This is a genomic window from Sorangium sp. So ce426, from assembly GCF_051475585.1.
Classification (GTDB): domain Bacteria; phylum Myxococcota_A; class Polyangia; order Polyangiales; family Polyangiaceae; genus Sorangium; species Sorangium cellulosum_B.
In genome coordinates this window covers 11,825,779-11,849,983 of record NZ_CP150341.1, presented here as the reverse complement: position 1 = coordinate 11,849,983, position 24,205 = coordinate 11,825,779, and the positions used below count along the sequence as shown (strand labels likewise).

The 24,205-nt window shown below is 71.9% G+C and carries 21 protein-coding genes; 14 read left to right on the top strand and 7 right to left on the bottom strand.

All coding sequences use genetic code 11. The features are described from left to right. Nucleotides 1-122: 122 nt before the first annotated feature. The 6 genes from WMF44_RS44500 to WMF44_RS44475 all read left to right on the top strand — a co-directional run bounded on the left by WMF44_RS44500 (nt 123) and on the right by WMF44_RS44475 (nt 6,223). Nucleotides 123-1,304 carry a trypsin-like serine peptidase gene (locus WMF44_RS44500; protein ID WP_437296109.1) on the top strand — a complete coding sequence of 394 codons (1,182 nt, stop codon included), beginning with the start codon at nt 123-125 and terminating at the stop codon, nt 1,302-1,304. Further along, the gene (locus tag WMF44_RS44495) at nt 1,297-2,370 is read left to right on the top strand and encodes an ABC transporter substrate-binding protein (protein WP_437296108.1); all 1,074 of its coding nucleotides are present in this window, start codon (nt 1,297-1,299) and stop codon (nt 2,368-2,370) included. The genes WMF44_RS44500 and WMF44_RS44495 overlap by 8 nt, the downstream gene beginning before the upstream one ends. Then, nucleotides 2,367-3,113, top strand: a complete 747-nt coding sequence (locus tag WMF44_RS44490) for a TlyA family RNA methyltransferase (protein WP_437296107.1) — start codon at nt 2,367-2,369, stop codon at nt 3,111-3,113. Before WMF44_RS44495 ends, WMF44_RS44490 begins: the two co-directional genes overlap by 4 nt. 257 nt (nt 3,114-3,370) lie before the next feature. Further along, entirely contained in the window at nt 3,371-4,567 is a 1,197-nt protein-coding gene (locus WMF44_RS44485) for an ABC transporter substrate-binding protein (RefSeq protein WP_437296106.1), read from the top strand. A gap of 100 nt (nt 4,568-4,667) precedes the next feature. Then, the gene (locus WMF44_RS44480; protein ID WP_437296105.1) at nt 4,668-5,552 is read left to right on the top strand and encodes a branched-chain amino acid ABC transporter permease; all 885 of its coding nucleotides are present in this window, start codon (nt 4,668-4,670) and stop codon (nt 5,550-5,552) included. A 104-nt stretch (nt 5,553-5,656) separates the two neighbouring features. After that, complete coding sequence (locus WMF44_RS44475) at nt 5,657-6,223, top strand: hypothetical protein (protein ID WP_437296104.1); 567 nt, start codon at nt 5,657-5,659, stop codon at nt 6,221-6,223. 153 nt (nt 6,224-6,376) lie between these two features. Here the strand turns inward: WMF44_RS44475 and WMF44_RS44470 are convergent, their stop codons facing one another. The 4 genes from WMF44_RS44470 to WMF44_RS44455 form a co-directional block, all read right to left on the bottom strand. Further along, nucleotides 6,377-6,634, bottom strand: a complete 258-nt coding sequence (locus WMF44_RS44470; RefSeq protein WP_437296103.1) for a hypothetical protein — start codon at nt 6,632-6,634, stop codon at nt 6,377-6,379. Between the two features lie 116 nt (nt 6,635-6,750). Continuing rightward, nucleotides 6,751-7,572, bottom strand: coding sequence for a succinate dehydrogenase iron-sulfur subunit (gene sdhB, locus WMF44_RS44465; RefSeq protein ID WP_437296102.1), 822 nt, complete (start codon nt 7,570-7,572; stop codon nt 6,751-6,753). A gap of 1 nt (nt 7,573) precedes the next feature. Next, complete coding sequence (gene sdhA, locus WMF44_RS44460) at nt 7,574-9,589, bottom strand: succinate dehydrogenase flavoprotein subunit (RefSeq protein WP_437296101.1); 2,016 nt, start codon at nt 9,587-9,589, stop codon at nt 7,574-7,576. Nucleotides 9,590-9,644: 55 nt separating this feature from the next. Further along, nucleotides 9,645-10,478: a succinate dehydrogenase gene (locus WMF44_RS44455; RefSeq protein WP_437296100.1), complete on the bottom strand. Its 834-nt coding sequence runs from the start codon at nt 10,476-10,478 to the stop codon at nt 9,645-9,647. Nucleotides 10,479-10,654: 176 nt separating this feature from the next. Between WMF44_RS44455 and WMF44_RS44450 the strand changes: the two genes are divergently transcribed. The 5 genes from WMF44_RS44450 to WMF44_RS44430 all read left to right on the top strand — a co-directional run bounded on the left by WMF44_RS44450 (nt 10,655) and on the right by WMF44_RS44430 (nt 16,511). Further along, entirely contained in the window at nt 10,655-12,580 is a 1,926-nt protein-coding gene (locus tag WMF44_RS44450) for a hypothetical protein (RefSeq protein ID WP_437296099.1), read from the top strand. Between the two features lie 172 nt (nt 12,581-12,752). Further along, the gene (locus WMF44_RS44445; protein WP_437296098.1) at nt 12,753-13,886 is read left to right on the top strand and encodes a hypothetical protein; all 1,134 of its coding nucleotides are present in this window, start codon (nt 12,753-12,755) and stop codon (nt 13,884-13,886) included. A 3-nt stretch (nt 13,887-13,889) separates the two neighbouring features. After that, nucleotides 13,890-14,441, top strand: coding sequence for a tRNA (adenosine(37)-N6)-threonylcarbamoyltransferase complex ATPase subunit type 1 TsaE (gene tsaE / locus WMF44_RS44440; protein ID WP_437296097.1), 552 nt, complete (start codon nt 13,890-13,892; stop codon nt 14,439-14,441). Nucleotides 14,442-14,627: 186 nt separating this feature from the next. Beyond that, nucleotides 14,628-15,428, top strand: coding sequence for an MlaE family ABC transporter permease (locus WMF44_RS44435; RefSeq protein WP_437296096.1), 801 nt, complete (start codon nt 14,628-14,630; stop codon nt 15,426-15,428). Nucleotides 15,429-15,485: 57 nt separating this feature from the next. Further along, nucleotides 15,486-16,511, top strand: coding sequence for an NADP-dependent oxidoreductase (locus WMF44_RS44430; protein ID WP_437296095.1), 1,026 nt, complete (start codon nt 15,486-15,488; stop codon nt 16,509-16,511). A 652-nt stretch (nt 16,512-17,163) separates the two neighbouring features. Here the strand turns inward: WMF44_RS44430 and WMF44_RS44425 are convergent. From WMF44_RS44425 to WMF44_RS44415, 3 genes are all read right to left on the bottom strand, one after another. After that, a complete protein-coding gene (locus tag WMF44_RS44425; protein ID WP_437296094.1) occupies nt 17,164-18,264 on the bottom strand; it encodes an LLM class flavin-dependent oxidoreductase in 1,101 nt (366 codons plus the stop codon). Nucleotides 18,265-18,523: 259 nt separating this feature from the next. Then, the gene (locus WMF44_RS44420; protein ID WP_437296093.1) at nt 18,524-19,732 is read right to left on the bottom strand and encodes a hypothetical protein; all 1,209 of its coding nucleotides are present in this window, start codon (nt 19,730-19,732) and stop codon (nt 18,524-18,526) included. A gap of 11 nt (nt 19,733-19,743) precedes the next feature. After that, nucleotides 19,744-20,730 carry an ArsA family ATPase gene (locus WMF44_RS44415; protein WP_437296092.1) on the bottom strand — a complete coding sequence of 329 codons (987 nt, stop codon included), beginning with the start codon at nt 20,728-20,730 and terminating at the stop codon, nt 19,744-19,746. A 78-nt stretch (nt 20,731-20,808) separates the two neighbouring features. On the opposite strand from WMF44_RS44415, the gene WMF44_RS44410 reads away from it, so the two are divergent. The 3 genes from WMF44_RS44410 (at nt 20,809) to WMF44_RS44400 (ending at nt 24,022) form a co-directional block, all read left to right on the top strand. Beyond that, nucleotides 20,809-21,576, top strand: a complete 768-nt coding sequence (locus tag WMF44_RS44410) for a phosphoadenylyl-sulfate reductase (protein ID WP_437296091.1) — start codon at nt 20,809-20,811, stop codon at nt 21,574-21,576. A 129-nt stretch (nt 21,577-21,705) separates the two neighbouring features. Further along, complete coding sequence (locus tag WMF44_RS44405; protein WP_012240903.1) at nt 21,706-22,368, top strand: HAD family hydrolase; 663 nt, start codon at nt 21,706-21,708, stop codon at nt 22,366-22,368. Nucleotides 22,369-22,441: 73 nt separating this feature from the next. Then, the gene (locus WMF44_RS44400) at nt 22,442-24,022 is read left to right on the top strand and encodes a lactate racemase domain-containing protein (RefSeq protein ID WP_012240902.1); all 1,581 of its coding nucleotides are present in this window, start codon (nt 22,442-22,444) and stop codon (nt 24,020-24,022) included. Nucleotides 24,023-24,205 lie beyond the last annotated feature (183 nt).

Sequence of the window (24,205 nt, the reverse complement as noted above, 5' to 3'; positions counted from 1 at the left end):
AGTCGGTCATCGCACGGTCATCGCACCCGCCGCGCGTGCACGTCAGCGGCTTCGCCTCTAGAATCTTTTGCTCCTTGCGGCACCCCGCGGCGCGCAGACATTGCAGTATCTGGAGGCTTTCGATGTCGTTTTGCTTGCCCAGAGTCACCTGGATTCTCGCCCTGGGACTCGCTGCGACGGCGTGCAGCTCGGCCCTGGAGGCGCCTCCTGACGAGATCGGTGAGGCGCGGGACGCCATTCAGGACGGATATCTCGACGACGGCGACAGGGCTGTCGTGGGCATCTACAACGACGAGATCGGCGCGATCTGCACCGGCAGCTTGATCGCCCCGAACGTGGTGCTGACGGCCCGTCATTGCGTGTCGGACATGGCCAATGAGCTCGACGGCCAGATCACCTGTCGATCCACGAAGTTCACGGACACGCACCTCGCGCGCCGGATCTTCGTGACGACCGACGCGGAGATCGGCAGGTACGCGCGTTATTACGGCGGCAGCGAGGTCGTGTTGCTCCCCGGCGAGGGGACGGACGCGTTCTGCGGCAACGATCAGGCGATCCTGATCCTGGACGAGCCGATCCCGGAGAGCGAGGCGGTGCCGCTCGTGCCGCGCGTCGACGTGCCCCTCGTGGAGGGCGAGGAGTACTACGCGGTCGGCTTCGGGGCGACGAACGACGAGAGCGCGGGCGCGGGCCTGCGGCGGCGCCGCGACAGGCTGTTCATCGACTGCGTGGCCGACGGCTGCCCGTCGTCCCTGGTGAAGGCGACGGAGTGGGTCGGGGACACCGGCATCTGCGAGGGAGACTCGGGCGGACCCAGCCTCGATCTGATGCACCGCGTGATCGGCGTGACCTCGCGCGGCGCCGAGGGCTGCGAGTATCCGATCTACGGCTATGTGTACCGCTGGGCGGAATGGATTAAAGAGACGACCGTGCGCGCCGCCCGTGCCGGAGGATACAAGGAGCCCCCCTGGGCGACCGGCTACCCCACCGATCCCGCGTATTCGGCGGAGGTAGGCGCGACGTGCGAACAGCCGGAGCAGTGCCCCGCGAACGCGTGCCTCGACGGCACCTGCACGCGGCCCTGCAACGAGGCCGCGGCGTGCCCTGACGGCTACAGCTGCAACGGCGAGCCCGGCTTCTGCGCGAAGGTCCCCGAGCCGCCCGCGGACGACGAGCCGAGCGGGTCCTGCAGCGTGAGCCCGCGGCCTGATCCGACGCAGCCGGTCCCCTGGGTGCTCGGGGCGGCGAGCCTGGGCGCTCTCGCGAGCCTGCGGCGGCGGCGCAGCCGGGAGCGGCTTGGCTGACGAGCGGCGCTCCTCCACGCGGAGCGCCGCCGGCGCGGCGCTCCTGCCGGGCGCCGCGCGCGCCTCGCTCCTGCCGGGCGCCGCGCGCGCCTCGCTCCTGCCGGGCGCGCCGGGCCGCGCGCTCTCGCGGCGGGCCGCGCTCGCCGGGCTCGCGGCGCTCGGGCTCGCGGCGTGCGGGCGCACCGCCCCGGCGCGCGCGGCGGGTGCGCGCGTCGTCTCCCTGTCGCCAAGCACCACCGAGGCGGTCTGCGCGATCGGCGCCGGCGCGGCGCTCGTCGGCCGGTCCCGCTACTGCGACCACCCGCCCGAGGTGCTCGGCCTGCCGAGCGTCGGCGGCTACGCCGACCCGAGCATCGAGGCGATCATCGCGCTCTCGCCGACCCTCGTCGTCGGCGCCCGCGGCCCCGCGGGGCCCGCGCTCGACGAGTCGCTGCGCGCGCACGGGATCGCGACCTGCTTCCCTGACACCGAGTCGCTCGCGCAGATCGAGGACATGCTCACGGAGCTCGGGCGGCGGCTCGACGCGGCGCCCGGCGCGGAGCAGGCGATCGGCCGGATCCGCGCCCGGCGCCGCGCGGTCGAGCAGGCCGTCGCCGCGAGAGGCGCCCCGCGCGTCCGGGCTGCCCTGCTTTACGATACCTCGCCCCTCTTCGTCGCGGGCCCCGGCAGCTTCCCCGATGAGCTCATCCGTCTGGCCGGCGGCGAGAACGTGATCACCCGCGGCGGCCCCTACCCGTCGATCAGCGTCGAGCAGCTGCTCGTGCTGGATCCCGATGTCCTGCTCGACGGCACGTCCAGCGACGGCGACATGCGGGGCGCCTCCAGGCTGGCGGGGCTCAGGGACGCGCCCGGCTGGCGATCCCTGCGCGCCGTGCGCGAGGGGCGCCTGCGCCCGCTGAACACCGAGGTCGCGCTGCGCCCGGGCCCCCGCATCGGCGACGGCCTCGCCGCCGTCGCGCGGGCGCTCCACGGCGAGGCGCTGGCGCTCTCCGGCGACGCGGCCGTCCCTCCCTCCCCCGGCGGCGCAGGCCTCGCCGCGCCCCTGCCCGGGACGGAGGCGCCATGACCCGCGTGCGCGCCGACGCCCTGCTCGTCGCCCGGAAGCTCGCCGGCTCGCGGACCGAGGCGCAGGCGCTGATCATGGCCGGCAAGGTCACCTCGGGGCCGCGCCGCATCGACAAGCCGGGCACGCTGCTCCCGGAGGACGCCGAGGTCCACGTCGCCTCCGGCCCCCGGTTCGTCTCGCGCGGCGGCGAGAAGCTCGAGCACGCGCTCGCGGCCTTCGCCGCGCACGGCCTCGACGTCGCCGGGAAGACGTGCGTCGACGTGGGCGCCTCGACCGGCGGCTTCACCGACTGCCTGCTCCAGCGCGGCGCGGCGCGGGTCTTCGCCGTCGACGTCGGCTACGGCCAGCTCGCCGCCAAGCTCCGCGCCGACGCGCGCGTCGAGGTGCGCGATCGGGTCAACGCCCGCGAGCTCCAGCGAGAGGACTTCGACGTCCCCATCGATCTCGTCGTCGTCGACGCGTCGTTCATCAGCATCTCCCGCCTCATCGACGCGATCGCCCGCCTGCTCCGCCCCTCGGGGGATCTCGTGGCGCTGATCAAGCCGCAGTTCGAGGCGGGCCGCGAGGCCGCCGCCCGCGGCCGCGGCGTCATCCGCGACGAGGCGACGCGCCTCGCGGCGATCGCCGACGGGCGCCACGCCATCGAGGCCGCGGGCTTCTCGGTCGTCGGCCAGGTCGACAGCGCGGTGCGCGGGCCGAAGGGGAACGTCGAGCACTTCGTCCACGCGCGCCGCACCGGCTAGCCGCCATGCGCGCCGCGTTGGCTGGCCGCGGCGCGCGACGCCGCGCGCCACGACGCCGGGCTCGGTCGCCGGAATCCGTGGAAAGTCGAACACTTAAGATGCTCCGCGCCGACCGCGTCGCGGCCCGACGATGCTGACGTGCCGCGTAGACAATGGTAGACGCGGTGAGTACACGCGCTCTGAGCCGCTCCGTGGGCGGCCATGGCCACCGCGGGCGACCCCACGCGAGGCAGCCCGGCGACAGGGAGGACGACGACATGCTCGGACGACGGGGTTTGGTGAAGATGATCGCCGGGGCGCTCGCGCTCAGCGCGATGACGCTCGGTTGCGACAAGAAGAGCGAGGGTTCGGCCGGCAACGCGGCCGAGCACGCCAAGGACGACGCCGAGTGGAAGGTCGGCGCTTACTTCAGCCTCTCGGGCGAGGAGACGGCGTTCGGCGTCGACTCGAAGGAGGGTATCGATCTCGCGATCGACGAGATCAACAAGGCCGGTGGGATCAAGGGCAAGCCGATCCACGTCCTCTACGAGGACAACAAGTCGAAGCCCGAGGAGGCGACCAACAAGGTCCTGCAGCTCATCGATCGGGATCACGTGCTGGCCCTGCTCGGCGAGGTCGCCTCGTCGCGGTCGCGCGCCGGCGGCATCGTCGCCAACAAGAAGAAGGTGCCGATGATCTCGCCGTCGTCCACGAACCCGGACGTGACGAAGGTCGGCCCGTTCGTGTTCCGCGCCTGCTTCACCGACGACGTGCAGGGCCAGATGGGCGCGCAGTTCATCGTGAACACGCTCGGCAAGAAGAAGGTGGGGCTCTTCTTCGCCTCCGACGACCTCTACTCGTCGGGCCTCGCCAAGGAGTTCCGCGACGAGGTGAAGCGCCTAGGCGGCGAGATCGTCATGGAGAAGAGCTTCCTCAAGAAGGAGACCAACTTCACGACGTACATCAACGAGCTCAAATCGGCGAACCCCGAGATGATCTACGCGCCGATCTATTACACGAGCATGGCCCCGGTCGCGCGGCAGGCCAAGGCCGCGGGCGTACCAGGGAGCATGTTCGTCGGCAGCGACGGGTGGGACGCGAACGAGCTCCTGCGCGACGCCGCCGAGGAGCTCGACGGCGCGTACTTCACGAACCACTACGCGCCGGACGTCCCCTGGCCCAACTCGCAGGCCTTCGTGCAGAAGTACAAGGACCGGTACAAGCGCACGCCGTCGAGCATCGCGGCGCAGGGCTATGACGCGGCCAGGCTGCTGGCCGACGCGATGGGCCGCGCGAAGGCGATGACGCCGGACGACATCCGGGCGGCCATCCAGGACACCAAGGGGTTCCAGGGCGCGACGGGCGTCATCACCATCGATGCCGAGCGCAACGCGGACAAGCCGGTCGTGATCGTCCGGATCAAGGACAAGCAGTTTACTTACTACGCGACGGTCAACGAGAAGGCTGCGAAGTAATAGCGGTCGTTTCCGTGCGCTGGCCCGTGCGCTGGCCCGCGCGCTGGCTCGGACGTGAGGGGCGCGCGGAACGTGCGGAACGTGCAGTAAAGAGGTCTCCATGGAGAAGATCGTGAATGCCCTGATCACAGGGCTCGCCCAGGGGTCGATGATCGCGCTGGTCGCCCTCGGCTACACGATGGTTTACGGCATCCTCAAGCTCATCAACTTCGCTCATAGCGAGATCTTCATGATGGGCGCCTTCGCCGGGCTCTTCGGGATCGCGGCGTTCGGCGCCGACAGCTCGCCGCTGTTCGCGGGCGTGGCCGGCACCCTCTGCGCCATGGCCTTCGCGGGCGTCCTCGGGGTCGTCGTCGAGAAGGTGGCTTACGCGCCGCTCCGCTCACGGGGGCGGGGCCTCGCGAACACCCGGATCACGCCGCTGGTCACGGCGCTCGGGATGAGCGTGCTCCTCCAGAACCTGGCGCAGCTCCTCTTCACCGCCCGTTACCGCGGCTATCCGCAGCTCCTGCCGATCGAGCACACGCGGCAGGTGATCTTCGTCACCTCGATCCTCGTGATGATCGGCCTGGAGCTGCTCGTGCGGCGCACCTGGACGGGCAAGGCGATGCGCGCGCTCAGCGTGAACGTCGAGGCCGCTCGGCTGATGGGCGTCCGCACGAGCCGCATCATCGCGCTCACCTTCCTCACGGGCTCGATGCTCGCGGCGGTGGGCGCGGTGCTGTACTGCCTCGATCAGTCGCAGGTGTACCCCACGATGGGCGTCGTGATCGGCAACCGCGCGTTCGTGGCGGCGGTCATCGGCGGCATCGGCAACATCACGGGCGCCATGCTCGGGGGCATGTTGATCGGGATCATCGGAGAGATGACGAAGCTCACGCCCTACTCCGGCTTGCAGGACGTCCTTGTGTTCGCGGTGCTGATCGGGGTGCTCCTCGTGAAGCCGACGGGGCTGCTCGGCACGACCGGGACCGAGAAGGTGTAAGGCCGCCCTGGCCCGCCGGCCCACGCGCCGCGCTTCCATCCATCCTCCACGACAAGCAGGGCTGCCGGCCCACGCGCCGCGCGTCCTTGGGGTATGCTCGGCGCATGCGACGCCTCGCTCTCGTCGTACCGCTCTCGCTGCTCGCGGCGTGCGCCGCGACGCCCCCCGCCAACTGGGTGCGCGGCGGCGCGCTGCTCGACATCCCCCGCGCGCGCTGGGCGCTCGCCGACCTCACGGTCGACGTCATGCCGGACGGCAAGATCCTCGTGAACGGCGAGCACCAGCTCAGCGTCGATCGCGGCGGGCGCGTGTTCGGCCTGGAGGCCGAGCCGGTGGCGCTGCTCGAGCCGGACGGCCGTGTCACGGGCCCGAACGACGATCCGCTGGGCCAGGTCGGCGTGCTGCACGCCTCGCTGCCGCGCCAGGCGAACGCCTGGATCACGGTCGCCGAGGGCGGCGCGGTGATCCGCTACGCCGAGGACGGCGAGCGGGAGCCGCTCGGCGCCTGGATGGGGTGCGAGGCGACGGCGCGGGCGCACCAGGCCTGCACGCTGATCACGCACCTGCTCGGGATGCGCCTGGACAAGCTGGCGCGGCCGCGCGCGCCGGACGCGCTGCAGATGGGGCTCGGGAACGGGCTCGGGCTCGGGACGGGGTCGCTGTTTCCTTAAATCTCATCGCCGCTCTGGTTTCGCTCCAGCGGGGATGTCCCTCGCCAGCATCGCTGGGCCGCGCGAGGACGCGCACTGCGCTCAGCGTCTCCTTGGCTGCCGTCTCACCCCGCGCCGAGCTGAGAGAAGACGTCAGCGAGCGCCCCGAGGAGCTCAACGAACGGCGAACGCACCTGCCGCCCGTTCGAGAAGACGTTTCAACGCGACGTGATGCGCGAGATCCTCGGCGCGCTCCCGCTCCGTAGGGAAATCGGGGCGCACGCGTCGCGCGTGCTCGTACAGCGCATGGCCAGCCTGGAGCGTCGCCTGGAAGCCATGCTCGCGGTACGTGCGACTCCAGTGGTCGAGCTTGCGCTGCTCGACCTCCGCTCGACTCCGCTCGGCGAAAGCTCGGATATGCGCGGGATCCATCGTGGGCCCAGTATAACCGAGCGCTGCGCCGAGGGCCGCCGCTTGTGCCGCACACGCGCCGCCGGAGGCCGTCCCGGGCGCCCAGGGCACACCGGTCGGTCGGCGCGCGGGCCTCGCTACTTCAGCAGCCAGCCGAACAGCATCCGCTTCGTCGTGTCGCGGGAGACGGCCGCGAGCGAGTCGACGAGCGGGATCTCCTTCGGGCACACCTCGACGCAGTTCTGCGACTTGCCGCAATCGGTGATCCCACCCTCGCTCATCACCGACTCGAGGCGCTCGCCCTCGTGCATCGCCCCCGAAGGGTGCATGTTGTAGAGCCGCACCAGGTTGATGGCGAAGGCGCCGACGAACTTCGTCCCGTCGCTGTACTGCGGGCACGCCTCGACGCAGCAGCCGCACGTCATGCAGCGGGAGAGCGGATACCGCTCCTGCTGCCGCTCCGGCGACTCGCGCGGGCCCGGGCCGAGCTCGTGCGTGCCGTCGATGTCAATCCACGCCCGCACGCGCTTCATGTCCTCGAACATCCGGCTCCGGTCGACGAGCAGGTCGCGCACGAGCGGGAACTTGGACATCGGCTCCAGCGTGATCACCTCGCCCTTCGGCGCGAGCTGGTCGATGAGCGCCGAGCAGGCCTGTCGGACCCGACCGTTGATCACCATCGTGCACGAGCCGCACACCTCCTCCAGACACACCGCCTCCCAGACGACAGGAGCCACCTCCTTGCCGTCCACGGTCCGCGGATCCTTCTGGATCTGCTGCAGCGCGCTGATCACGTTCATCTGCGGCAGGTAGGGGACCTTGAACTCCTCCCAGCGCCGCGACTCCGTCCGATCCGCGGTGTCCTGCCGCCGCACGCGCAGGTGCACAAGCCGGCCCTCGCCCTTCGGCTGCGCCGGCGCCGCCGCCCCGTTCGCCTCGTCTCCGCTCGCCTTGGCCATCCTACACGCTCTTCTGCGACAGCTTCCCTGTCGCTTGTGCGCTCGCCGCGCCCGCCTGCTCGTACTTGCGCTCCCGCGGCGTCACGAGCGACGTGTCCACCGCGTCCGTCACGTGGATCGACTGGCCGGCGCACGCGTAGTCGAACTCGCGGACGAACCTCACCGCGCCCTTCTCCTCGTGGCGCGCCAGCGTCGTGCGCATCCACGCGGCGTCGTTCCGCGCCGGGAACTCCGGCTTGTAGTGCGCCCCGCGCGACTCGTCGCGGTTCCTCGCGCCCTGCGCGATGACCCGCGCGAGCACCAGCATGTTCTCGAGGTGGCGCACGAACTGCGCCCCCTGGTTCACCCGCGGGGCCGTGTCCGTGCACTTGATCCGCCCCGCCCGCTCCTCGAGCTCGCCGAGCTTCTCGAGCACCCGGTCGAGCGTGGCGTTGTCGCGCTCGATCGTGCAGTCGCGCAGCATCGTCTCGCCGAGCTCCTGGTGCAGCCGGTACGCGTTCTCCGGCTGCTTCGCGTCCTGGTTCTGCGTCAGGATGCGCTGGTAGCTCGACTCCGCGCGCTTCTCGGCCTTGTCGAAGATCGAGCGCGGCAGGTCGAGCGCGCTCCGCTTGATGCTCCGCTGGTAGGTCGCCACCGCCGGCCCGCACACCATGCCGGCGTAGATGCACGAGAGCAGCGAGTTGGCGCCGAGCCGGTTGGCCCCGTGGTACTGGTAGTCCACCTCGCCCACCGCGTAGAGGCCCGGGATGCTCGTCGCGTGGTTGCGCGGCGACCCGGCCTTGAGCGAGCCCCGCGCGTCCGCCTCGTAGTCGACCCACAGGCCGCCCATCGAGTAATGGACCGCCGGGAAGACCTTCATCGGGTTCTTGTACGGGTCGGTGCCCGCGAACTTCTCGTAGATCTCGAGGATGCCCGCGAGCTTCGACCGGAGGAACTTCTCGTCCTTGTGGGTCAGGTCGAGGTAGACCTCGTTCTCGTTCCGGCCCGTCGCGGCGTTCCAGATGCCGCGCCCTTCGTGGAAGCACGTCTTGAAGATCGCGCGCGCGGCGATGTCGCGGGGGACGAGGTTGCCGTAGCCGGGGTACATCCGCTCGAGGAGGTAGTCGCGCTCCTTCTCGGGGATGTCCCGCGGGCTCCGCGCGTCGGTCTTGTCCTTCGGCACCCAGACGCGGCCGCCCTCGCCGCGCGCGCTCTCCGAGATGAGCCGCAGCTTGTCGGCGCCCGGGATCGCCGTCGGGTGCACCTGGATGAACTCGCCGTTCGCGTACACCGCGCCCTGCTGGTAGACCGCCGACGCCGCCGTCCCCGTGCAGATGACGCTCAGCGTGGAGCGGCCGAAGACGATGCCGCAGCCGCCCGTCGCGAGCACGACCGCGTCGCCCGTGAAGGCGCGGATCTGCATCGATTTCAGGTCCTGCGCGACGCAGCCCACGCACGTGCCGGAGTCGTCGAGGATCGCCTCGAGGAAGTCCCAGAACTCGAACTTCCGGACCATCTTCTCGCCCGGGATCGCCACGCCGTGCTCGTCGGTCACGTCGGCGAGCTCGTACCGCCGCACCTGCTCGTCGAGCGCGTAGAGCAGCTGCTGCCCCGTCGTCGCGCCGGCGAACGCCGTGCGGTGGTAGAGCGTGCCGCCGAAGCGGCGGAAGTCGAGCAGGCCCTCGGGCGTCCGGTTGAAGGGCACGCCCATGCGATCGAGCATGTTGACGATGCCCGGCGCCGCTTCGGCCATGCCCTTGACGGGCGGCTGGTTCGCGAGGAAATCGCCGCCGTACGCCGTCTCCTCGAGGTGCACCTGGGGGCTGTCGCCCTCGCCCTTCGTGTTCACCGAGGCGTTGATGCCGCCCTGCGCGCACACCGAGTGCGAGCGCTTCACCGGCACGAGGGAGATCAGGTCGACAGGGACCTTCGCCTCGCACAGCTTGATCACCGTCATCAGGCCGGCGAGCCCGCCCCCGACGACGATCACGCGCCGAACCTTCCCCCCCTCGCTCCTCGTCGTGCTCTTCGCGGCCATGTTCGATCCCGATGCTCCCGCGCCGCTCCCCGGAAGGGCGCGGCCGATACGATGGTCAGTGCGAGGCCGGCGCGCCCACGCCGACGCCGACGCCGACGCCGGCGCCGGCGCCGACAGACGCGCGCGCGCGGGAGCCGGTGGAGCCGGTCGAGGTCGACGCGATGTCCGCGCAGGTGCGGCCCCCCTCCGCCGACGGGCCCGGCGTCCCGGGGAACGGCGCGCCGGTGGCGAAATAGATCACCGTGTTGGCGCCGAACAGGAAGACCACGAGGCCCACCGCGCCGAAGACCACCGCGGCCATCCGCTGCGCCCGGCGCGACACGGTGATCCCCCACGAGAAGCAGAAGCCCCAGAGGCCGTTGGCGAAGTGGAACACGCTCGCCGCGATGCCGAAGAGGTAGACGAGCGCGATCACCGGGACGCCGCCGACGGTCGACGCCATGTCGGCGCACAGCCGCGGGTAGAACTCCTCGGGCGCCATCCGGCCCAGCCACTTCTGCGCCCAGTACGACCAGAGGTGGAAGCCGATGAACGCGAAGGCGAGCACCCCCGTGACCCGCTGCAGCGTGTACATCCAGTTGCGCGAGAACGTGTAGCTGCCGACGTTCGGCTTGCCCTCGAGCACCAGCTTGACCCCGTAGAGGGCGTGGAACGCGAGCGGCAGCACGACGAGCCCGATCTCGAGCACGGGCAGGTACGGCATGTGCGAGATCTCGGCGACGGCCGCGTCGAACCGCTCCTGCCCCTGGAGCGCCTTCGCGTTCGTCCAGAAATGGAAGAGCAGGAAACCGCCCACGGGGAGGGCGCCGGTGAGAGAATGCAGCTTGCGCAGGAGAAAGGACCGGCGGCTCTCGTGAAAGAGCGATCTCGCGGGGGTTGCCTCGGACACGCTGACCTCGATGGAAGGCGGGCGCGGCGGGTGTATGGGATGCCCCGGGTGACGTCAAGGTGAACGCAGTCAACAGTTCCGGCCGGTTTTCCGCTGCCTTTGGCGCGTCGAGCGGCGGCGGGGCGGCCAACCCGCGCCGCCGCGCCGCCCGGCGACGTCGGCCACGTCACGCCCGCGTGGCCGCGATCGCGGCCGCGGCCCTGCTCGCGCTCGCCGCCGCGACCGCCGGCTGCGGCGCGCAGGACGGCGGAGCGCCGGTGAGCCCGGCGCTGGCCGGGTCGCCCGCGGCCCAGGCCGAGCTGCGCCCCCTCCTCTCGCGCTTCGCGAACGGCGCGCACGCCGAGCGCATCGCGCTCGAGCCGGAGCTCCTCGCCTTCCGGGGGCGCCACGCCTCCGACGACCTCGCGCGCGTCGCGACCGTCCACCTCGCGTGGATCGCCCTGGAGCGCGGGGACCTCCGCCGCGCCGAGGCGCTCGCGGCCGGGGTCGAGGCGGCGGGGCGGAGCGCGGTCGGGGACCTCGCGCGCGTGATCCGCGGCGCGGCGCTCCGGCGAGCCGGCAAGCCGAGGCCCGCCTTCGGGGTGCTGCGCCCGCTGGTGAGCAAGATGATCGACCCGTACGTGCGCGCGCTCCTCAACGAGGAGGTCACCGCCGCCGCGATGGAGGCGGGCGCGTGGACGCAGGCGATCGAGCTGATGAGCGTCTGGCTGCGCGAGGCCGACGACGACCGGCGCGCCGCCGTCCGGGCGCAGATCGGGGCGCAGCTGCGCGAGGTGCCGATCGATCACCTCGTCTGGGCGCTCCGCGCCGGGCGGGCGACCGGCGAGGTCGTGAGCCCGGAGGTCGACCTGCGCTCGCTGGTCGCCGAGCGCCTCGCGATCGTCGCCCGCGAGCGCCGCGACGTGGCGCTCGCGAAGGAGCTGCTCGATCGGGCCGACGCGGCGCTCGGCACCCAGCGCGACGCGATCTTCGAGCTCGCGGCCGGCGCGGGGGCCGCGCGCGTCGAGCCGCCCACGGTCGGCCTGCTGCTGTCGACGCGCACGGCCGCGTCGCGCCGCCGGGGCGTCGAGATCGCCGCCGGCGTGGCGCACGGGCTCGGGCTGCTCCGGCCGGGCGCGGACGCGCGGCTCGTGAGCCGCGACGACGGCGGCGAGGGCAGCGTGGACGAGGCGCTGAACAGCCTCACCGCCGAGGGCGCCGCGGTGCTCATCGCCGGCTCCGATCGGGAGCAGGCGACCGAGGCGGCGAAGTTCGCGCGGACGCACGCGATCCCGGTGCTGCTCGTCCACCCGCCGGAGCCGGCGGCGCTCGACGGCGCGTTCGTCTTCGTCGTGGGCGAGGAGCCCGCGAGGAGCATCGAGGTGCTCGCCGCCGCGCTCGCGGAGCGGGGCGCGAAGCCGGTGGCGCTCGTGGGCGGCGACGCCGATGTCCAGAAGGACGCGGCTCCCGCGCCGGCGGGCGCTGCCGGGGCCGCGACGGCGGGCGCCACCGGGGCCGCGCCGGCGGGCGCCGCCGTGGCCGCGCCGCTGGCCGAGCATGGCATCGCGCTGGCGCTGCCCTGCGATGGGACCTTCGACGCGCGCGCTCTCCGGCCCCCGGCCATCCGCGGGATGGTCCTCGCCGGCGACGCGCGCTGCGCGGACCAGGCGCTCCGCGCGGCTCCACGCTCGGTGACGATCGCGCTCGCCTTCGAGGCGGCCGTCGCGCCGCCGCCGGGATCGCTCGTCGCGACGGCGGGGCTCTTCCCGCTCCTCGCGGCGCCCTCCGGCGCGCAGCCTCCGCCGGGCGCGGGTGATCCCAGGGCGACGCCTGCCTCGGGCGCGGCGGCCGCGCTCGCGGCGTGGCTCGCCACCCATCCTTCGCCGCCGAGCTTCTGGGCGGCGCTCGGGCGCGACGCCGGCGTGCTCGCCTGGGCCGGCGTGCAGCGGCTGCCGAAGACGGGCACCGAGGACCCGGCGGAGGTGAAGGCGCGGCGCCTCGCCGCGGCGAGCGCCATGAGCACCGCGACGGCGGAGCTCTGGACGACGGCGGCGGGCGGCTTCGGCGGGCGGCGCGTGCTGCCGCGGGTGATCGGCTACCGCGAGAGCGGGAAAGCGCGATGAGCGGGGCGAACGCGCGGTGAACGACGCGGTGAACGACGCGGTGAACGACGCGGCGAACGCGGCCGGCGCCCGGCCGGCGCGGGGGACGACGCGCGAGGCCGCGCGTGGAGACCGTGCCGGCGCGTCGCCCCGGGGCTGCTCCGGCCTGCCGGCGGGCGTAGCATGGCGCCGCATGATCCGCCGAGCCCTCTCCTGTGCCGCCGCCGCCGCGCTCCTGGCGATCGCCCCTGCCGCGCTCGCCGATCGGGTGGCGTTGCTCCCCACGCGCGGGGGCACCGACGAGGCCGCCCGGAGCGCCGCTCAGGCCGAGGTCGCGCGCGGGCTCGCCGCCCTCGGCCACACAACGGCGCCGGACGGCGAGGTCGCTGCCGCGCTCAAGGACGTCGCCGATGGCGTCGCCGACAGCGCGGACGAGTACCGCGCGGTGGGCGCGCGGACGGGCGCGGACTGGGTCCTGACCGGCACCGTCGATCCTGCGGTGACGACCACCCGGATCGAGCTCACCGCGTACCTCGCCTCGACGGGCCGGGTCGAGTCGGTCGCCAGGGAGGTCGACCGGGGTAAGGAGACCCGGCAGACGCAGGAGATGCTGGCGGTCCTGCTCCGCCCGGAGGGCGTCGGCGCCGGCGAGCTCCCCTGGGAGCGCGCCGCGCGCTCCGCTCCGGCGAGCGCGCCCCCGTCCGCGGGAGGGGCGATCGTGCTGCCCCCGGTGCCGGCGCCGCCGCCCGCGCCGCCCGCGAAGGAGGTGCTGATGGCGTATCCCCTCGGGCCGGAGCGCGTGTGGCCTGCGTACTCGGGCGGGCGCCGGGTCGCCGTGTCCGCGTCGCTCGGGCTGGCCGTCGCGGCGGCGCGCCTCCCGGGCGCGAGCGGCAGCGCGGCCTCGCTGGTCGGGGAGGCGCGCGTGGCCTATGCGCCCGGCGACCGCGGGCTCGAGCTGTTCGCCGGCGGCGGCGGCAACCTGGCCGGCCCCTTCGCCGGCTGGATCGAGGGCGGCGCGCGCCTGCTGCTGACGCCCAGCCTGACGCCGCACGACGGGGCGTGGCGCGCGTTCCCGCTCCACCTCGGCCCGTCGCTCCGCGCGGGCGCGTTCTTCAGGTCCAGCGCCGACGTCGTCGGCCCCGACCTCACGACGTACCGCGGCGATCTCGACGTCGACCCCGTGCTCGGGGCGTCGCTCGACGTCGCGCTCGCGCTGAGCCCCTCGGTGCAGCTCGAGGCCCAGCTCGGCAACCTCCGGTGGGTTCCCACGGGGGGCGGCTCCCTGTTGCTCGTCGGCGCGACGCTCGGCGCCGGGGCCCGGTTCTGACGCATGCGCATCGAGCTGCCGAGCCGCCGCAGCACCATCCGCCTGGCGCGGGCGCTCGCCGCGCGCCTCGCGGGCGGCGATCTGGTCGTCCTCGCCGGCGATCTCGGCGCCGGGAAGACGTTCTTCGCCCGCGCCCTCTGCCGGGCGCTCGGCGTCCCGCCGGCGCTCCCGATCACCAGCCCGACGTTCACGCTGGTCCACGAGCATGAGGGCCGGATCCCCATCGCGCACGCCGACGCCTACCGCCTCGGGGGCGCGTCCTCCGCGGAGGGCGCGCGCGACGACGCGGCCGCGGAGCTCGCCCAGCTCGGGCTGCGCGAGCGCCGCGCGGAGGGCGCGCTCGTCGTTGTGGAGTGGGGCGAGCCGTTCGTGGAGGCGCTCGGGGGCGACGCGCTCCTGATCCACCTCGCCGCCCCCGAGGACCCGGCCGCGCCCGGCCGCGCCGCCGAGATCAGGGCGACCGGCGCGCGGAGCGGCGAGGTGCTCGCCGCGCTGGAGGACGAGCTGCGGCGCGGCGCCGTCGGATCGCGAGGAGCCGGGCCGGGCGCTGCGTGAGGCGCGTCGAGCGGCCGGAGCCTGGCGAGGGCGAGCGGGGGATCGCTTCGCCCCCGGGCGGGCTCGACCGGCGGATCGATCCACGCGCCGGCGCGAAGCGCGCGTCGCGGCGCGGGCGAGCGGGCGCGCGGGGTCGTCGCGAGCCCGGCCCGTGCGCGGCGGCGTTGCGTGGTACAAGAGCGCACCGTGAAGGAAGGCGCTGAGACCAGCCGCGGCCAGCTGCTCGACAGGGCGCTGGAGCCGGTCCTCGCGTTCCTCGACAACATCGGCAACATCGTCACGCTCACCTTCCAGACGATCGTCTGGCTCGTGCGCCCGCCGTTCCGCCCCGCCCAGTTCCTCGCGGCGATGGACTTCATGGGCGCGCAGTCGGTCTTCATCGTCGGCCTGACCGGCGTCTTCAGCGGCATGGTCGTCACGCTGCAGACGTCCTACGCGCTGCGCGCGTTCAGCGCCGAGGGCCGCGTCGGCGGCCTCGTCGCGGTCTCGCTGGCCCGCGAGCTCGCGCCGGTCTTCTCCGCGATCATGGTCACCGCCCGCGCCGGCAGCGCGATGGCCGCGGAGCTCGGCAACATGCGCGTCACCGAGCAGATCGACGCGATCGCGACGATGGGCGTGAGCCCCGTGCAGTACCTGCTCTCGCCCCGGCTCTTCGCCGCGACGGTGATGCTGCCGCTGCTCTGCATCCTGTACACGAGCGTCGGCATGTGCGGCTCGTACCTCGTCGCCGTGCTCTGGCTCGGCGGCGACGAGGGCGCGTTCTTCCAGAGCATCCGCGACTTCGCCCTCCCCAAGGACATCTCCATGGGGCTCATCAAGGCGTGCGTCTTCGGCTTCATCGTCTCGTCGGTCTCGTGCCGCCACGGCTTCTACGCCTCGGGCGGCGCGCGCGGCGTCGGCGTCGCCACCACGCGCGCGGTCGTCGAGAGCTGCGTCACCGTGCTCGTCACGAACTACATCCTGACGCAGCTCCTGCTCGACATGTGAGCCGCGGCGGTCGGGTTGCATCTTCCGGTGAAGCCTCCGGGCGTCTAGCTTCGCTTCATGAGCACCTCGTCCCTCTCCAACCGCCACTACATCCTGAAGGCGCGCCCCGAGGGCCCGCCGGACCGCAGCCATTTCGAGCTCCGCGAGGCGCCGGTGCGGGAGCCTGGCGACGGCGAAGTCCTCGTCCGCACGCGCTACCTGTCCGTCGATCCGACGAACCGGATCTGGATGAGCGACATGAAGCAGTACATGCCGCCCGTGAACCAGGGCGAGGTGATGCGCGCGCTCGGCGTCGGCGTCGTCGAGCGCTCCCGTCACCCCGACTATGGCGCAGGAGACCTCGTCTCCGGCCTGCTCGGCTGGCAGGACTACAACGTCGCGGCTCCAGGCGACCTCGTCCTCACGCGCTTGCCCGCGCTGGACGTCCCGCTCGGCGCCTTCCTCTGCCCGCTCCACGTGACCGGCGGCTTCACCGCCTACGTCGGCCTCTTCGATATCGCGCAGCCGAGGCCCGGCGAGACCATCGTCGTGTCCGCCGCCGCCGGCTCGGTGGGCTCCCTCGTCGGCCAGATGGGCAAGATCGCGGGCTGTCGCGTGGTGGGCATCGCCGGCAGCGACGCCGGGTGCCGCCATGTGACCGAGGAGCTCGGCTTCGACGCCTGCATCAATTACCGCACCGAGGACGTCGCGGCGGCGCTCGACCGCGCCTGTCCGAACGGCGTCGACATCGATTTCGAGAACGCGGGCGGCGACATCCTCGACGCCGTGCTCGACAAGATGAATCTCTTCGGAAGGGTCGCGATCTGCGGGCTCATCTCGACGTACAACGACAAGCAGCCGCGCCCGGGCCCCGTGCGCTTCCCGCTCATCCTGATGCAGCGGCTCCGGGTGCAAGGCTTCGTCGTCAGCGATCATCAAGCGCGCTTCCCCGAGGCCTTCGAGAAGATCCACGGCTGGATCAAGGAGGGCCGGATCACCTGGCGCGAGCGCGTGGTGGAAGGCCTCGAGAACGCCCCGGACGCGCTCGGGATGCTCTTCCAGCCGAACAAGATCGGAAAGCTGCTGATCAAGGTCTCCGAGTAGACTGCCCCACCCGGTCTCAACTCGCTTGATTCCTGAGCGATTTTTCTGGATCCAGGCTGCGATCACCTGGATCTTTGAATCGATTCTCTGGATCCAGGCTGCGATCACCTGGATTCTTGAATCGATTCTCTGGATCCAGGCTGCGATCACCTAGATTCTTGAATCGATTCTCTGGATCCAGGCTGCGATCACCTAGATCTTTGAGTTGGTTCTCGGGATGTTGCCTTCAATTAACCTGATTCAAGCGAATAGCTTCTGGACTGAGGGCCAATTTATCTAGACAGCCAGATTCATTCTTGAAATTACGTCGACTGAACTGCTGGCACGCGAGCTCAGCCCGCCACCGGCACCCACACGTCCTCGGCCGGCACCTCGATCGGGCGCGTCGGCCACGGTCCTTCACTCGGCGCGTCGAGCGGGTGAATCGACCACACCTCACCCCGGGGATGGCGAGGCGATCGGCGTCGAGCCGGATGGGGCGATCGTGTGCGCGGGGATCCATCGGAGACGTCTCGACAGGCTACGCGGGCCCAGCGCGGGCTCCAAGCGCCCGCCTTCAGGAGCGGAAGGCCTCGAGAACGCCCCGGACGCGCTCGGGATGCTCTTCCAGCCGAACAAGATCGGAAAGCTGCTGATCAAGGTCTCCGAGTAGTCAGCCAGGCCGGCGGACGCCCATGTCGACGAGGCGGGGCAGGACCTCATCCCTGAAGTACGGGAGCTCGGCGGCGTAGTCGATGAAGCAGAGGGCCAGGCCGCGGACCCCGATATCGCGGATGCGCCGGAGCTCCTCGGCGACGTCGCTCGGCGTGCCGACGATCGGGTAATGCCCGTGGCTCGCGGCGAACCGGCTCCGGAACATCGCGAGGAACTCCGGAGAGAACGAGCGGCAGTCGAGCCCCAGCAGCCGTAGCGCATTGTCGATCGCGGGCTCGTCGGCCATCTCGCGCGAGATGCGCTCGTAGTATTCCTCGGCTTCCTTCCGGCTCGGACGGCAGACGATGCACGCCGCGGTGTACACGTCCACGCGGCGCTCCGCGCGCTGGGCGGCCTCCGTGACCTTCGCGATCTCGTCGCGGCACGCCTCGAGGGAGACCAGGATCGTGAACAGCCGATCGCAGTGGTTGACCGCGAACGCCCGGCCGGCGACCGACGCGCCCGCGCTCATCAGGGTGACCTTGCCGCCTTGCGGCTTCGGGGCCCCGGTCGCCCCGCGCAGGTTGAAGAACCTGCCCTCGTGATGAAACGGCTTGTCCCTGGTCCACAGCTTGAGCATCACGTCGAGCCATTCGCTCGTGTACTCGTAGCGCTGATCGTGCTCGCGTTGCTCGATCCCGAACATCTCGGCCTCGTCGCTGTTCCATCCGCTGACGATGTTGATGCCGACGCGCCCCGGGCCGATGTGATCCAGCGTGGCCAGGTGCTTGGCCGCGACGATGGGGTGCGTGAAGGGCGTATGGATGGTGGTGAAGAGCGCGATCCTCTTCGTCAGCGCGAGGAGCCCGGCCGCCCAGGCGACGGGATCGAGGGTGACGCCCAGGGGGTCCGACTCGCCGCCGAACCCTTTCCAGCGCGCGAACGGGATGTGGAAATCGAGGCCTGCCGCCTCGGCCGCGAGCACGAGGTCGCGGTTGTTCTCCCACGTCGGGCGCCAGCGCTCTGGCACCCTGGACAGCGCCGTGCTCGTCCCGTTGGCGCCGAACATCCCGAGCTCGAGGTGATGGGCCCTGCCCGCAACACCGGTCATCTGCGTCATGTCTGCCCCCGTCGTCTTTTCATGGGTTCACAGGCACCCGCGCGAGAATCGCGCCCGCGCGGCGGCTCCTGGCGCAGGAGCCGTGGGCGAGCATTTCACCCCGAGCGGGCGGTGAAGCACCAGCGCCAAGTTCCTGATGGGGATAGGCGCCGCGGCCGCGACTCGCACGTTGATGTCCGGGCACGAATCCACACGTCCGGCAAAGAGCTCCGTCCGCGCGAGCCGGCGAGCTCGGCGAGCTCTCATGCTCACCCGGAAGCTACCGCAGCACCCCCGGCGGATCCGGCTCCCGCAGCGCGATCAGCGCCGGCGAGAACTGCACCGGGTACCTCGCCGGCGCGCGCAGGTGCGCCACCGCGTCCGGCAGCTGCTGGCGCCCCGCGATGGACCGCTCGCGCCCGGCGCTCGGCGGCTCGGGCGACTCGAGCGCGCGCCCGCCGCGCATCGCCGCGCGCGCGAGCGGGGCGAGCCTCGCGACGCCGAGCGCGCGCGGCGCCAGCATCCGCTCGTGCGCGAGGTGGATCACGTCGAAGGCCGCGCGCCCCGCCTCGTCGTAGTAGCGCGCCACCATCTTCCGCCCCGCGATCACGTCCCCGCGATCGCTCGTGCCCTGCCGGAGCGCCCACGCGCCCGACTCCTCGAGCGCCACGAGCTCGCAGCGCGCCGCCGGCAGCCCCTCGACCGCCTCCCCGAGCCCCGACGCGACCCAGCCGCCCGCGCCCGCGCCCACGCGCCTCGCCTCGAGGAGCAGCGCCTCCTCGTCGTCGCCCCCGAGGTCGACCATCCGATCGGCGTACCAGGGCCAGCGGCCCTCGAGCGGCGACGGCGGCGGCGCGAGCTCGCCGAGGTCGATCCCCGCCTCGCCGCGGAACGGGATGCCGAGCGCCGTGGCCGCGAGCGCGCACGTCGTCGCCGCGGCGCCGCCCACGTGCGCCGCGCGGGCGAGCGCGAGCGCCTCGTCGGCGAACGGCGCGCTCGCCGACGACCCGTCGACGATGTCGCCCCCGCCCGCCGCGATGTGGAGCCGCGCGGCCCGCGTCGCCGCGGCCGTGCCGCGGCGGAGCGCCGGAGCGAGCAGCGCGCCCACGAGCAGCGCCTCGACGAACGGCCCCTCCACCGAGGCGACGGGCGTCCCCGGGAAGGCGATCGTCCCGTCGGGCATCGCGTCGATGTCGACCGACAGCGTCGCGCCGGCGAGCCGCTCCTCGAGCGCGTCGCTCAGGCCGCACGCCGCGCGCGCCGCGGAGACCGCCGCCGCGTCGAAGCGCGCGCCGTCGGCCGCGAGCGCCTCGAGCGCCGCCTCGACCCCCGCGACCACGAGGAAACCCGTGTGGGGCGGCATCGCGGCGAAGGCGAGCTCGAAGCTCGCGCGCCGGTCGGCGACCCCCGCGTGGACGAGGCGATCGGCGTCGAGCAGCGCGCGTCCGTCGCGGAGCAGCGGGCTCGCTCGCAGCAGGGCCGCCGGCATCCGCCCCCCGCTCAGAGCCGCTCGGCCAGCATCCGCGTGCCGGCGACCGTCGAGGCCTCGTCGAAGAGGAACGGCAGCATCACGGTGGGCAGGTCGAGATCGCGCCGCAGGCGGGCCAGGCTCTCGCGCTGCACCGACTCGCGCATCGCCCGCCGCGCGCCGGCCACGAAGGCGCTCTCGACGGTGTCCGCGGCGCGCGCCGGCGCCTGGATGTCGAGGCGCGCCGGGTCGACGAGGAGCGCCCGCTGCTCCTCGGGCGAGAACAGCGCCGGCAGCACGCCGTTGATGATCACCCGGTGGACGGGCAGGCCGAGGTCGCCCTGGACCTCCGCCACGAGCTCGACGGTCTCGGTCGCCGGCATCTCCTCCGGGAGCGTCACGACGACGACCCCGCTCCGCGCGGGATCCCTGAACATCGCCCACGCCGCCTCGGCGTCCCGGCGCAGGATGCCCGGCGGCGCCACGTCGAGGATCACCTTCGGCACCCGCAGCATGTCCACCCCGTGCCCCGTCGCGGGCGCGTCGAGCAGGACCACGTCGAAGCGGTTCGAGCCGTCCGGGAGCAGCTCCGTCGTGTGGAACCACGCCTTGCCGAGCATCGCCCACTCGAACAGCCCGGGCACCGCGCGGAAGAAGGTGCGCGTGTACTTGTTGTCGAAGACGAGATCGGCCGCGGCGCGCATCTTCAGGACCATCTCGCCGTACTCCCGGAGGGCCCTGTCCGGCGCGATGTTCACCGCCGACACGCGCTCGGCGACCTGGATGACCTCCGGGCCGATCGGCCTCGAGCCGAGGATGGCGGAGAGCCGCTCCTTCGTGTGGCACATCGCGACGAGGACGCGCTTGCCGCGGGCGGCGAAGGCGAGGGCGAGGGCGCCGGAGATCGTCGTCTTCCCGACCCCTCCCTTGCCGGTCACGAACAGGAAGCGCCGGCGCTCGAGCTCCGGCAGGTCCTGGCCGAGCCCGCCCGCTTTTGAGGCTTGATAGACGCTGGTCATTCCTCGCCAGCGGAGTTACGCGCAAGCTCAGGCGAAGGCAACCCGGATCAAGGAAACGGGCTCTGCTATCCATCGCTCATGCGCATCACCGAGCGACACCTCGAACCGCTGAACCGACGCTTCCAGGGCGCGTCACCCGTCGAGCTCCTCCGCTTCGTCCGCGAGTCCTTCGGCCCGCGCGCGGCCATCATGAGCAGCATGCAGCGCGCCGGGACCGCGCTCTGCCACATGGCCGACCGCGCCGGGCTCTCCTTCGACGTCGTCTTCGTCGACACCGGCGTGCTCCACGCCGAGACGCTCGCCACGCGCGACGCGCTCGCGCGGACCCACCCGAACCTGCGCGTCGTCACGCTCTCGCCCGAGCGCAGCTTCGCGCAGCAGACGCGCGAGGAAGGGCTGCTCTACCTCTCGAAGGAGGGCCAGGAGCGCTGCTGCGACCTCCGCAAATCGGCCCCGCTGAGCGCCATCCGGGGCCGCTACGACGCGCTCGTCGCGGCGCTGCGGCGGGGCGAGGGCGGCGCCCGCGCCAAGGTCGCGCCGTTCGGCCTCGACCCCGCGAACAACACGCTCCGCGTCCACCCCTTCGCGTCGCTGACCGGCGAGGAGCTCGACGCGTACTTCGCCGCGCACGAGGACGCGCTCGAGAACCCGCTGCACGCGATGGGCTTCCGCACCATCGGCTGCTTCCCCTGCACGACACCGGTGCTGCCCGACGAGCCCGAGCGCGCCGGGCGCTGGCGCCACCTGGCGAGCGTCGAGTACTGCGGGATCAACCCGGTGGACCGGGGAGACACCGACGGCGGCGTCGACCTCGACGACCGGTACGAGCGCCTGTTCGCCGCGTGACGGCCCGACGCCCTGCGCGAGCGCATCGACGCGGCGTGGCACCTCGACGCGGCGTGACGATCGCCTGCGAACACCGGTTCGCGGCAGCTCGATCTTGACTCAAACGGCATGCAGGGAGATTTGCCCCGCATGCCGGCGAGCTACTTCGACGTAGACGGCACCCTGGTCACGACGAACCTCGTGCACCCGACGGTGTTCTACATGCTGAACCAGCCGACGCCGATGCACAGCCTCGCGAAGCTCGGCCGCGCCATCGTCAAGGCGCCGTGGATGGCGATGGCGGAGCTCCAGGATCGGCGCCTCTTCAACGAGCTGCTCTTCAGCTCGTTCGAGGGCGTCTCCGAGGATCGCCTCGTGGCGCTCGCGGAGGAGGCGTTCGCGAAGGTGCTCAAGCCGGCGATCTACGCCAAGGCGCGGGACCTCGTGAAGTGCAGCCTCGACAAGGGGCACGACGTCGTCCTCGTCTCCGGCGCGCTGGATTTCCTGATGCAGCTGCTCGCCGATCACCTCGGCGCGACGGGCATCATCGCGAACCGCCTCGAGGTGAAGGATCGGTTCGCGACGGGCAAGCTCCTGCGCCCGGTGGTGGCCGGGCCCGAGAAGGCGCGGCTCATCCGCGAGCACGCCCACGCGCACGGGCACGACCTCGACGAGTGCTTCGCCTACTCGGACAGCTACTCGGACGTCCCGATGCTCTCGGTCGTCGGCTACCCGGCGGCGGTGAACCCGGACCGCAAGCTCAAGATGCTCGCGCAGGCGTACCACTGGCCGATCCTCCACCTCGCCGCATGACCCTGCCTCCCCCGCCGGCGGCGGGAGGCCACCCCCCAGCCCAACACGTCGCACCCCCTGCTCTGAAGGTCCCATGAGCCATCCTTGCGTCGTCACGCTAGACAGCCGCAGCGCCCCCCGGGTGCTCTTCTCAGGCGACCAGCTGGTCGAGGTCGACCTGCCCACCGGCACCCGGGTGCTCTACGCGAAGCCGCCCATCGAGCCGCTGAAGGACGTCGACGCCGCGATCCGCTACGCGATCAACCACCCGTACAACTCGGAGCCGCTCTACGCGAAGCTCCGCCCGGGGATGAAGGTCACGATCGCGGTGGACGACATCTCGCTGCCGCTGCCGCAGATGAAGCGCCCCGACATCCGCGAGCGGGTGCTCACGATCGTGCTCGATCTGCTCGCCGACTACGGCGTCGACGACGTGGAGATCATCATCGCCACGAGCGTCCACCGGCGGATGAAGGACTGGGAGGTCCGCCACATCGTCGGCGACCGGATCTTCAACGCCTACTGGCCGAAGCGGCTCTACAACCACGACGCCGAGAACGTCGCCAACATGAAGTACGTCGGCACGACCGACGTCGGCGAGGAGGTCGAGCTCAACAAGCGCGCGGTCGACAGCGACCTCGTGATCTACGTGAACCTCAACCTCGTGCCGATGGACGGCGGGCACAAGTCGGTCGCCGTCGGCCTGTGCGGCTACCGGAGCCTGCGCGCGCACCACAACCCGCGGGTGATGCGCGACTGCTACTCGTACATGGATCCGAAGAGCTCCGCGCTGCACACGAGCGTCGAGCGCATGGGCCGGCTGGCCAACAAGAAGCTCAACGTCTTCACGATCGAGACGACGATCAACAACCGCATGTTCGATCGCCCGCTCGAGTTCCTCGCGAAGAACGAGGACGACCTGAGCGCGGGCGAGAAGAGCGCGCTGCGGGCCCTCCGCTTCACGCTCTCCAAGGTGCCGCAGCCCGCGCGCCAGGCGATCTTCCAGCGCGTCCCCTCGCCGTTCGGGGTGACCGGGGTGTTCGCCGGCGAGACGGAGGCCGTCCACGAGCACACGCTGAAGCGCAGCTTCGACCAGTACCTCGTCCCGGTCTCGGGCCAGGCCGACATCCTGATCACGGGCATCCCGTACATCAGCCCGTACAACGTGAACTCGTTCCTGAACCCGCTGCTCGTGCAGGTGATGGCGAACGGCTACCTGTTCAACCTCTACCGCGGCGCGCCGATGCTCAAGAAGGGGGGGACGATGATCATCCTCCACCCCTGCACCGACCTGTTCGACAACGAGCACCACGCCCCGTACATCGAGTTCGTGCACCGGCTCCTGCCGGAGACGCGGGACGCGATGGAGCTGCACAAGCGGTACGAGAAGAAGTTCTCCGAGAACCCCGCGTACATCGAGATGTACCGCTTCGGGCACGCGTACCACCCGACCCACCCGTTCTTCATGTGGTACTGGGGCGAGGCGGGTCGGCAGCACATCGGCCGGATGATCGTCGTCGGCGCCGACAACGAGTACATCCCGCAGCTGCTCGGCTGGGAGACGGCGCGCACGATGGACGAGGCGCTGCGGATGGCGAAGCAGTCGGCCCCGCCCGCGCCGGAGATCCTGGCCCTGCACACCCCGCCGATCTTCATGGCCGACGTGACGGCCTAGAGGAAGGATCACGTTGAAACCCGGAGAATTTTCACAGGGAGGCGGGGAGGCGGGGAGGAAGAAAGAATGAATTTCTTTCTCTTGCCGTCTCTCGCTCCCCGCCTCCCCGTCTCCCTGTAAAATTCTTGCTTTTTCTCGTGGTTTCAACCCGTTTGTCGCTCTAGCGCGCCCGCGGAGGCGCCA